Origin of the sequence: Streptomyces sp. NPDC048506 (genome assembly GCF_040651315.1) — a bacterium.
Lineage (GTDB): Bacteria > Actinomycetota > Actinomycetes > Streptomycetales > Streptomycetaceae > Streptomyces.
Genome location: NZ_JBEZIX010000028.1, coordinates 112,926 through 123,650, shown reverse-complemented (window position 1 = coordinate 123,650; position 10,725 = coordinate 112,926). Strand labels below are relative to the sequence as shown.

General features: G+C 73.2%; 7 protein-coding genes. 2 read left to right on the top strand and 5 right to left on the bottom strand.

Translation table 11 applies throughout. The features are described from left to right. Window positions 1-109 precede the first annotated feature (109 nt). A complete protein-coding gene (locus AB0C96_RS23315; RefSeq protein WP_362919626.1) occupies window positions 110-1,048 on the bottom strand; it encodes an ABC transporter permease in 939 nt (312 codons plus the stop codon). Between the two features lie 137 nt (window positions 1,049-1,185). On the opposite strand from AB0C96_RS23315, the gene AB0C96_RS23310 reads away from it, so the two are divergent. Next, window positions 1,186-1,809, top strand: coding sequence for a TetR/AcrR family transcriptional regulator (locus AB0C96_RS23310; RefSeq protein WP_362919625.1), 624 nt, complete (start codon window positions 1,186-1,188; stop codon window positions 1,807-1,809). An 88-nt stretch (window positions 1,810-1,897) separates the two neighbouring features. Here the strand turns inward: AB0C96_RS23310 and AB0C96_RS23305 are convergent, their stop codons facing one another. Beyond that, window positions 1,898-4,255 (bottom strand): CDP-glycerol glycerophosphotransferase family protein, encoded by a 2,358-nt coding sequence (locus AB0C96_RS23305; RefSeq protein WP_362919624.1) that lies wholly within the window; start codon window positions 4,253-4,255, stop codon window positions 1,898-1,900. A 202-nt stretch (window positions 4,256-4,457) separates the two neighbouring features. On the opposite strand from AB0C96_RS23305, the gene AB0C96_RS23300 reads away from it, so the two are divergent. Then, window positions 4,458-6,692, top strand: a complete 2,235-nt coding sequence (locus AB0C96_RS23300; protein ID WP_362919623.1) for a PIG-L family deacetylase — start codon at window positions 4,458-4,460, stop codon at window positions 6,690-6,692. Here the strand turns inward: AB0C96_RS23300 and AB0C96_RS23295 are convergent. Genes AB0C96_RS23295 through AB0C96_RS23285 form a run of 3 tightly spaced genes read right to left on the bottom strand, consistent with a single transcriptional unit; the run spans window position 6,689 to window position 10,721 of the window. Beyond that, the gene (locus AB0C96_RS23295) at window positions 6,689-7,117 is read right to left on the bottom strand and encodes a GtrA family protein (protein ID WP_362919622.1); all 429 of its coding nucleotides are present in this window, start codon (window positions 7,115-7,117) and stop codon (window positions 6,689-6,691) included. The genes AB0C96_RS23300 and AB0C96_RS23295 overlap by 4 nt on opposite strands. Then, the gene (locus AB0C96_RS23290; RefSeq protein WP_362919621.1) at window positions 7,117-8,103 is read right to left on the bottom strand and encodes a glycosyltransferase family 2 protein; all 987 of its coding nucleotides are present in this window, start codon (window positions 8,101-8,103) and stop codon (window positions 7,117-7,119) included. The genes AB0C96_RS23295 and AB0C96_RS23290 overlap by 1 nt, the downstream gene beginning before the upstream one ends. Beyond that, window positions 8,100-10,721: a YfhO family protein gene (locus AB0C96_RS23285; RefSeq protein ID WP_362919620.1), complete on the bottom strand. Its 2,622-nt coding sequence runs from the start codon at window positions 10,719-10,721 to the stop codon at window positions 8,100-8,102. Before AB0C96_RS23285 ends, AB0C96_RS23290 begins: the two co-directional genes overlap by 4 nt. Window positions 10,722-10,725 lie beyond the last annotated feature (4 nt).

Here is a 10,725-nt window from a genome sequence, read left to right as displayed (position 1 = left end):
GCCGTAGACCCGGTAGACGATGTGCAGCTCGTCCGCGATCACGGTCGGGATGCGTTCCCCGGCCGCCGCCGTCGGCTGGACGCCGTTGTTCTGCTGCTCGGTGATGATCTCAGCCACGTCCGTACCGCTCCTCGGCCTTCCAGAAGTACACAAAGCCGATGACACCGGCCAGCAGCGCCCAGCCCGCCGCGAACGCCCAGACGTGCGGCGGCAGTTGCTTCGCGGTGAAGCTGTCGATCAGGGCGAAGCGCATCAGGTCGATGTAGACCGCGGCCGGGTTGCCGTTCAGCAGCAGCACCACGATCTTCGGGAGGTGCCTGCCCTGGAGGATCACGCTGATGCTGAACATCACGCCGGACGCGTACATCCAGGTCCGCATGATGAAGGGCATCAGCTGCGCCAGGTCCGGGGTCCGTGCGCCGAGCCGCGCCATGATCATCGCCAGGCCGGTGTTGAAGACGAACTGGAGCGTCAGCGCCGGGAACACCAGCAGCCACGACCAGGTCGGCGTCTGCCCGAAGCACAGCAGGATGACCGAGAGCACGCCCATGGAGTACAGCAGCTGTTGCAGCTGTGCCAGGCAGAACGAGATGGGCAGGCAGGCGCGCGGGAAGTGCAGCGCGCGCACCAGGCCGAGGTTGCCGGAGATCGCCCGCGTACCGGTCATCACCGAGTTCTGGAGGAAGGTGAAGACGAAGACGCCGGTCACCAGGAACGGGATGTAGTCGGGGACGTGCTTCTTCGTGTCGAGCAGCACACCGAAGATCAAGTAGTAGACGGCCGCGTTGAGCAGCGGGGTCAGTACCTGCCAGAGCTGGCCGAGCTTGGCGGCGGTGTACATCGCGGTGAGCTTGGCGGTGGCGAACGAGGTGATGAAGTGCCGCCGGTGCCACAGCTGGCGGGTGTACTCGGGGAGCGAGACGCGGGCGCCGCTCACCGTGAGGCCGTGGCGTTCGGCCAGGGCGCGCAGCTCGGGGTCGGGGGCGGTGCCGGGGCCGGACGGCCGGGTGGGCGTCGGGGCCGGGGGAGCGAGGGTCGTCTGGGGCATGGAGGCCGCTTTCGCTTGCGTGCGGGGGCCGCGGAACGGCGATCAACGTCGGAACGGTTCCGTATCGTCGCGACGCCGACACTAAAGGGAGCTCGCGTCGAAACGCAACCGTAGCGTCGTGACGGTAGGCTCAAGGCATGGCAAAAGACGGCAGCGGGAGCGACCCCGCGGCGGCGCGCCGGGCCCCGGCGGGCGCCGCCGTACTGCGCGAGGACAAGACCGAGGCGATCCGTGCCGCGGTCTTCGAGGAGCTGGCCGCGGTGGGCTTCGCCCGGATGTCGATCGAGGGCATCGCCCGCCGGGCGGGCGTCGGCAAGACCGCCGTCTACCGGCGTTGGCGCTCCAAGCTGCACCTGGTGCTGGACGTGGTCTCCGCGGTGGCCGTCGCCGGACTGCCGGTGCCCGACACCGGGTCGCTGCGCGGGGACGTGCGGATGCTGCTGGAGGTGGCGGCCCGCGCGCTGCGGCACCCGATGGCCTCGCAGATCATTCCGGACCTGCTGGCGGAGGCGGCCCGCAGCCCCGAGCTGGCGGCGGCGCTGAAGACGGCGCTGCTCGACAGTCAGGAGGGCGTCGCGGCCGCGGTGGTGGCCCGTGCGGTGGAGCGCGGTGAACTGCCGCAGGGCGTGGACGCCCGGCTCGCCCTGGACCTGCTGACCGGTCCGCTGTACTGGCGGCTGCTGGTCGTCCGCGACGCGCTGCCCAAGGGCTACCTCGACGCGCTGGCGGACTCGGTGACGGCGGCACTCGGAGCGGAGTGAGGCCACCACCCGGGTGCTGACACGCCACCGCCCCCGGCCGGGATCCGGCCGGGGGCGGTGGCGTATGCGTATGCGTCGGGGACGGGCGTCAGCCCGCCATCTCGACGTCCGAGGCGCCCGATGCGTCCGCGGCCGGGGCGTCGTCGGCCGCCGCCCGCGGGGACGGCAGCTTGAGCAGCCCCGCTCCGGCGGCCGCGGCGCGCGGGGACGGGGCCACGGTGCGCTCGTCCTGCGGCAGCGGCTCCGGGGTCGCCGACTGGCCGAGGAAGATCTGGCGCACCACGCGCTCGGCGGCGTTGCCGTCGTCCCACTGGCAGAACCGGTTGCGGAACGCGGCGCGCAGCTCGGTGGCCCGCGCGTCGTCCCAGCGGCCGCTGCGGAAGGCGTCGATCAGCTCGTCCTCGGTGGTGGCGATCACGCCCGGGGTGTCGCCCGGCTCGCCCGAGAGCAGGTTGAAGGTGACGCCGCGGGAGCGGACGTAGGTGTCCCAGTCGTCGGCGTAGTTGATGATCGGCCGGTCGAGGTTGGCGTAGTCGAACATGATCGACGAGTAGTCGGTGATCAGGGCGTCGGCGGCCAGGCACAGCTCCTCGACGACCGGGTGGCCCGAGACGTCGATCAGGGCGCCGCGCTCCTGGAGCTGCTGAAGGCCCGGGTTCTGGTCGTAGAAGTAGTGCGTGCGCACCAGCAGGACGAAGTCCTCGCCCAGCTCGTGGGCGATCTTCTCCAGGTCGAGGCGGGGGACGTAGCCGACCTGGTAGTCGCGCATGGTCGGCGCGTACAGGACGGCGGTCTTGCCGGGGGCGATGCCCAGGCGCTCGCGGATGTCCAGGACGTCCTGCGCGCTCGCCCGGTAGTAGACGTCGTTACGGGGGTAACCGGCGTCCACCGACTGGAAGTTGCAGGGGTAGACCCGCTCCCACTGCTCGGTGGTGTGCTGGTTGGAGGAGAGCGAGTAGTCCCAGCGGTCGGCGCGGGCCAGCAGCTTGCGGAAGCTCATGCCCTTGGCGGCGGCCGGGTAGCGCTTCTGGTCGGTGCCCATCGACTTCAGCGGGGTGCCGTGGTGGGTCTGGAGGTGTATCTGGCCCTCGCGCTTGACCACGCCGTCCGCGAAGTTGACGTTGTTGACGAGGTACTTGGCGCGGGCCATCACCTCCCAGTAGCGCGGGGAGTTCGGCACGACGTAGTCGATGCCGGCCGGGACCTCGCCGGCGTCGACCGTCTGCTGCTTGACGACCCAGACGCCGTGGACGGTGGGGGCCAGCTCCTTGGCCTTCTCGTAGATCGCCAGCGGGTTGCAGGCCGGCAGCCGGTTCCAGTACGCGGAGTAGACCGCGAGGTTCTCGTCCAGCGGCTGCCGCAGCAGGGCCTGGTAGCGCAGGTCCATGGCCTTCTTCTTGGCCTGCTTGACCCGCTTGGTGGCGTGCTTGCGGACCGTGCGCTGCACCTTGCCGGCGACCTTGAGGCCGGCCAGCGCCGGATAGGCGTCCTTGGCGAGCAGGGTGTACTTGCTGCCGGCCATGCCGGCGGGGCGGACGAAACCGGCCGGGACGCGCTTGCGGTAGTCGCGGGCGGCGCGGTGGAAGAACTCGGCCGTGGCGTTCTGCGGAAGCCGGCCGGGCTTGTCCAGGATCGTCAGGTAGTGGTCGATCATCTTGCGGAACATGTGCGGGCGCCAGCGCGACAGCTCCGGGCGCGCGTCGAGGTAGTCGAAGACCCGCTCGTACTGGTCGAAGACGTCGAAGTGCTTGCGGCTGGTGGTGCGCAGGATGTTGCCGCCCTGACGGCGCTGGCGGTAGTGCAGGCAGACCCGGTCCAGGACGGCGATGGTCCGCGCGGTGATCAGCGTGCAGAACGTCCAGGGGGCGTCCTCGTAGTAGCCCACCGGGAAGGTGAAGCCGTGCTCTTCGATGAAGTCGCGGCGGTAGGCCTTGTTCCAGACGATCTGGAGCAGGTCGAGGATCTCGGGCCGCTCGGCGAGCGAGAAGGCCGGTGCGCCGGACTCGTCCAGCAGCGCGGACAGGGCATTGCGGCGGGCCGAGCCGTCCCAGTAGGTGCGCGCGTAGTCGTAGATCAGGATCTCGGGGTCCTCGGTGGCGGCCAGCCGCTCCGCCAGGGCGCCGAGCGCACCGGGCACGAGGGTGTCGTCGCTGTCGAGGAAGAGGACGTAGTCACCGCGGACCTTCTCCAGGCCGGCGTTGCGGGCCAGGCCCAGGCCGACGTTCTCCGCCAGGTGCAGCACCTGGACGCGGTCGTCGCGCGCGGCGTACTCGTCCAGGATGGCGCCGCTGCGGTCGGGCGAGCAGTCGTCGACGGCGATGAGCTCGAAGTCCGTGAAGTCCTGCTCCAGCACCGAGTCCATGCACTCGCGCAGGAAGCCCTGCACTCTGAACACGGGCACGATGATGCTGAAACGGGGTACGGCTTCGAGGTCTGTCTCGGACATGCGGTGCTTACTCCTCGTGACGAACTGAGCACAGAACGCAGAAACCCAAAAAGGGATGCTTGCATTGTCAACCGTCCGACCGCCGTTAACCCAAAAAGGTTGTTGTTCGTAACCTGAACGTTCTGTGGCGCTCATCACGAATGTGGTCGAGGCTCAACCTTCTGGACGAGCGGGATCCCCGCACCGATCGAATACTGAGGGCGTGTCGCCCACGCCCCCGCCGGCCAACCGCCGTCACCCGCCCGCCGTCTCGCGCCGCCGGCTGCTCCTGGCCGCCGGCGGCGGGGTGCTCGGCGCGACGGCGGGCGTCGGCATCTGGGCCTGGCGCGAGGCGGAACCGCCCCGTACGGCCGCACCGGAGGGCGCCGGGCGGCCCGTGGTGGACCCGGCCGACCAGTCCTTCGTACAGATCATCGCGCACGCTGACGACGGCCTGTACTTCATGAACCCCGACCTGGAGCAGTCCCTGCGCGGCGGCGCGCGCTCGGTCACCGTCTGCCTCACCGGCGGCGAGGCGGACGGCCACAACGTCAGCCGGCACGCCCGCGACCCCGGCAGCGTCCCCACGGACCGCGCCGCCTTCGCCCGGGCGCGGACCAACGGGCTGCGCGCCGCCCACGCCGAGATGGTCACCGGCGACCCCACCGCCCCCTGGGACGTCGCCGCGATATCCCTGCTCCCCGGCTTCCAGGTGGAGCTCCAGACCCTCCAGGGCGCCCCGCACCACCAGTTGGTCTTCCTGGAGCTGGTGGAGTCCCGGGCGGTCTGGCAGGCCCGCGCCGGCAGCCTGCGCGGTCTGTGGCTGGGCGCCACCGTCACCCTCCCCACGCTGCGGCCCGCCAGCACCCCCGTACGGAGGCAGTTCCACTACACCCGCGACCAGGTCACCCAGACGCTGGTGGCGGTGCTCGACCGGGCCCGGCCCACGGTCGTACGGACCCTGGACCCCAACGCCGTGCACTCCCGCAAGCGCCCACCGGCCACCCCGGACCACGACCCCCGGTTGGCCGGCCTGCGCTACTACGACCACCAGGACCACACCGCCTCCGCCTACTTCGCCCAGGCCGCACTCGCCGCCTACCAGGAGCGCGCACCGCTCGGCCCGCCCGTCGTGGAGAGCTACCTCGGCTACGAGGAGGGCGCGCTGCCCAACGACCTCGACCTGGGGGTCGCCCGCCGCAAGGCCCGGCTGCTGTCGGTGTACGGCTGGGCCGACCACCGCCGCTGCGGCGACCCGGCCGGCTGCGGCGACCGCAAGGTGGGCGGCTCCGCCCTCGACGGCGGCTCGCGCAACTGGACCCGCTCCACCCGACTGCGCGCGCCCGGCTCCAACGCCTGGCTCCGCCCCGCCCAGGACGGCCGGCTGGCCGCCTTCGCGGTCCTGGGCGGCGCCGCGTACCGCTGGGCCGAGACCCGGCCGGGCAGCGGCACCTTCGGCGCGCCGGTGCGGATCGGCGGGGAGCTGCTCCAGGGGCAGATCCACGCGGTGTGCCGCCCCGACGGCACACTGCACCTGTTCGCCTCCCGCACCGTGCTGCCCGGCCGCGACACCGCGCACCGCCGGGAGCTGGTCACCGCCGCGCAGCAGGGCACCGCGGCGGACGGCGGGCCGGCCTTCGGGCGTTGGGTGTCGCTGGGCTCCCCGGACCCGGACCCGGTCCGGTCGCTGGAGATCGGCTTCCCGGCGGCGGTGGCCACCCCGGACGGCTCGGTGCACGTCTTCGTACGGACCTGGGACGGCTCCCTCGCCCACCGCGCCGGCCGCCACGGCTCCGGCCCGGCGGACTGGTCGCCGTGGCGGCGGCTGGAGGGCCCGGTCGGCACCTTGCAGGCGTCACCGCAGATCGTCGACGGGCTGGACGCCTGCGTGGACTCCGACGGACTGGTCCACCTGGTCGCGCCGAGCACCCGGACCGTCCAGCACTGGGTGTCCAAGGAGCCCGGTCAGCTGCCCCGGCCGGCGGCGGCCACCGGGCTGCCGCAGCCGGCCGGGCCGGTCAGCCTGGTGCCGCTGGCCGACGGCGTGGTCCGGGTCGCCTACCGCCGCCCGGCCACCGCCGAGGTGCTGATCGCCGAGCGGCCGCGGAGGGTCGGCGGCTGGTGGGTGGCGGCCCGGTGCGAGCCGGTCGGCGGCTACGGACGGGTGGCGGCCGCACCGGTCGGCCGCGGCGACCGGATGGTGCTCGCGGTCCGGGACGACGCCGGCGACGTCCGGATGGCGATGGCCCAGGACGCCCCCCGGCCCTGGCAGCGCGGCCGGGTGTCGCACTCGGCGGCGGCCGGGGTCGCCCAGGACGCCGTCGGCCGCGCGGTGGTGGCCGTCCTCGGCACCGACGGCAGGCTGTACACGACCCGTCAGACCTCGGTCGGGCAGGGCGCGCTGTTCCGGGACTGGCGGGCGCCGGACACCACGGGGGACGCCCAGGGCGCTTCTTAAGGCGTGTCCCCCTGGGGCTCGCGCCGCGCCGCCGGACGCAGCAGGATGCGCCGGGAGACGAGGTAGGTGAACGGCACGGCGCACCCGGCCGCCACCAGCGGGGCCACCGCGCTGTCCATCCCCAGCCAGCTCACCAGCGCCACCAGTCCCACGCTCTGCACGACGTAGTTGGTCACCTGGGTCAGCGGGAAGAGCAGGAACTTCTTCCAGGTCGGGCGGGTGCGGTAGGTGAAGCGGGTGTTGAGGAGGAACGAGCCGACCGTGCTGAGGAGGAACCCGACGGTGTACGCCGCGAAGTACGGCAGCAGCCGGTGCAGCGGCAGGTAACAGGCGTAGAACGTCAGGGTGTTGATCCCGCCGACGACGACGAAGCGCAGCACCTCGCCGCCGGGGCCGGCCCCCGGCTGCCTCGGCCGCCCCGGCATCAGCGGGCCCGTGACCCGGCGGTGGCGTCCGCCGGATCGGGCACGGGGGCGTCGCTGTCCTCGACGGGGGCGTGGCTCTCCTTGACCAGGAAGTGCGGCCGCCGCTTCGCCTCGTAGTAGATCCGCCCGATGTACTCGCCGATCAGCCCGAGCATCACCATCTGCAACCCGCCCAGGCCGACGATGATCGCCACCAGCGTCACATAGCCGGGCGCGGTGACCCCGCCGACGACGGCCGCGCCGATGATCCACAGGGTGTAGAGCGCGGCGAGCGAGGCGAGGCCCAGCCCGGCGTAGATGGCCAGCCGCAGCGGGCGGCAGTTGAAGGAGAGCATGCCGTCGATGCCGTAGTTGACCAGCGAACCGAAGCGCCACTTGGTCTGGCCGGCCTCCCGGGCGGCGTTGCGGTAGTCGAACGTGACGGTGTCGAAGCCGATCCAGGAGAACAGGCCCTTGGAGAAGCGGTTGTACTCCGGCAGGGAGAGCAGCGCGTCCACGGCGGTGCGGGACAGCAGCCGGAAGTCGCCCACCCCGTCGGTGAGTTCCACCTCGACCCAGGTGTTGACGGCCCGGTAGTAGAGCCTGCTGAGCGCGGTCCGCAGCCGCCGGTCGCCGTCCCGGGTGCGCTTGGCGACGACCTGGTCGTGGCCGAGTTGGTAGAGGTCGAGCATCCTCTCGATCAGCTCGGGCGGATGCTGGAGGTCGGCGTCCATGAGGATCACCGCGTCGCCGGTGGCCGCCCGGAGGCCGGCCAGTATCGCCGGCTCCTTGCCGAAGTTGCGGCTGAAGGAGAGGTAGCGGGTGGTGCCGCGGTGCTGCTGGGCCAGGCCGCGCAGCCGGGCCAGGGTGCCGTCCACGCTCCCGTCGTCCACGTAGCACAGCTCGTACTCGACGGCGAGACGGTCCAGGACCGCGCGCACCGTCTCGTCGAAGCGGCTCAGCACGGCCTCTTCGTTGTAGCAGGGGACGACGACGGAGAGCTTCACGGGCGGGCCTCCTCGGTCGGGCGGAGCGGCGGGCGGCCCCGGCTCCGCAGACGCCCCCCGAACACGACCGCGGCCGGCACCAGCCCGGCCGCACCGCTCGCCACCAGCCCCGCGGCCAGGCCCGGCGGCCGGTACCCGCACGACAGCCGCCCGGCCCCGGAACCCAGCGGGACGGCCAGCAGCCCGGCGAACGACGACGGCGTCCGGCGCGGCCCGCCGTCCACCGAACAGCCCCACCCGGCCACCGCCGGCACCGCCAGCACCGCATGCCCCGCGCTGCCCGGCGGCAGTTCGGCCGCGAGTCCGTGGCCGCCCGCGGACAGCGCCCGCGGCCCCCGCAGGGCGGCCACCGCCGCGGTCAGCCGGTCGGGCGACAGACAGCCCAGGGCGTGCTCCGGGACCAGCTGGTGCGCCGGTCCCAGGAAGCGCAGCGTGACCGTGCCGTCGGTGGGCACCCGGCCCAGCACATGCGCCGGATTGGCGGTGGAGTCGTAGCTCCCGACGCCCTCCGCCCGCCCGCCCGGGCCGCTGACCAGGCCGGCGAACCAGGGGGCGTACCAGACCACGGTGCGGCCCGGGGTGCACCGCGCGGTGAAGGCGGCCCCGGCGCCGTTCGGTCCCGCGAGGGCCTGTGCCGCGGCCGGCAGCGGGGAGGGCGCCACCAGCCAGCCGCGGTGGCCGGCCATCCGTACCGCCGCCCCCGCGGTGGGGGTCAGCGCCGGCACCTCGTAGACGGCGGCGCCCAACACCCGCTCCTGGCGGGCGAAGACGGTGTCCGGGGCGGGCCCGCGGGGCAGGTCCCGCCGCACGGTCAGCAGCGGGGCCGGTCGGGCGTGGCGGGCGCGGTCGGGCGGCGCGGCCGGCAGGTAGCTGCTGACGGCCATCAGCGCCCGGCCCACCGGGTCCTCGAAGCTGAGCGTATGACGGCCCCTCATGTACCAGCCGGCGCCCAGGTCCCGCAGGGTGCGGGCGGTGGCCGCGGGCACATAGCTGCTGTAGTACGAGCCGCCCTCGCCGCCGATCAGCAGCGGGTCGTTGTTGGCGAACTCGTGCGGGCCGGGGTCGGTCCGCGAGCGCGGCCAGTCGGCGCGCGCGGCCAGCCCGTCCCGGGCCGCCAGCGACCACGGGTCCAGGGTGGGCTTGGGCCGGAACCAGTCGATCTTGTCGCGGACGGCCGTCACCGAGAACGCCGTGTACGCCGAGCCGAGCAGGACGGTGCCGGTCAGCGCGACGGTGACGGCGGTCCGCGGGCGGGTGCCGCGCGCGGCCGACAGCGCCACCAGCCCCAGCAGGGTCACCGTGCCGCCGCCGGCCACCAGGATCCAGGTCGAGGGCCCGACCGCGTCCTGGTCGCGGCTGAGCCACGCCAGCAGGGCGACCAGCGCCCCGCCCGCGAGGAGTTCACGCACCCGCGGGCGGTGCGCCAAGGCCAGCCAGGAGATCATCACCAGTACCCCGCTGAGCACGAACGCGGCGCGGTACGGGCTCCCGTTGGGCAGCGCGAAGCCGTGCCACAGCAGGATCGTCGGCTCCCAGACGAACGAGGCGGCGACCCCGACCGCCAGACCGCACCAGCCGATCCGCACCCGCGGCGGCACCGCGCGGACGAACGGGAAGGCGGCCACCAGCAGCAGCCCCAGGACCCCGACGAAGACATTGGGCGCCGCCACCTCGCCGTGGCCGCCGGGCAGCAGCTGCGCCATCTGGTACAGCGGCGACGGCCGTCCGCGGTAGTCGACCGGGGGCGCCGGCTGGGCGTCCCGGCTGGCGCTGTGGCTGACGGTCAGCACCGGCGCCACCAGCAGGATCCCGGTCACCGTCATCGACGCGGCCCGCGCCAGCACCCGCGACCGGGCGCGCGGTGGCCGACCGCCGTCCGCCAGCAGCCGGACGCCCAGCACCAGCGCCGTTGCGAGCGTCGCCATCGCGGCCGTGTAGAAGTTCCCCGCCCAGGCGAGGGCGACCAGCAGCACGCCCCGGACCCAGTGGGTGCGCCGCACGCACCAGTCCGCGGCGATCCCGAGCATCGGCAGCGCCACCAGCCCCCACATCCACATGGGGTCGGCGAACCCGTCGTTCAGCACCCAGGCGCACAGCCCGTACCCCACCGACAGCAGCGCCCGCAGCCAGCCGGAGCCCGGGTGCAGCCGTCCCAGGAGGACGGTCATCAGGGCGGCGCCGAGGCCGATGCTGAACAGGGTGACCAGGAAGACCGGGAGGTCGGCCAGCTCCCGGGGGAAGAGCCCGACCAGCCAGGAGAACGGGTTCATCAGATACGTGAAGAAGTCCGCGAGGAACGGCACCCCGTAGCCGCTGCTCCAGTTGAAGAGCAGGTCGCCGCTCGTGGTGCCGTGCATCAGGTCCCACAGCCGGGCGTGGAACGGCACGAACTGGTTGCCCAGGTCGTTGATGGCACGGGAGCGGGGGCCGAACGGGTAGCTGCCGTAAAGGGCCAGCGCCAGGCAGTACGCCCCGGTGGACAGGGTGGCCGCGAGACCGGGCGCGGCCAGTCGCCCAAGGGCCCCGCGGGTGCCCGCCGGGCGTTCACTTCCGGGAAGGGGCCGGGCAACCTCCTGGGGCCGGACCGCCTCTTGTGGGGTGGCGGGCGTCGGGGCCACCGGC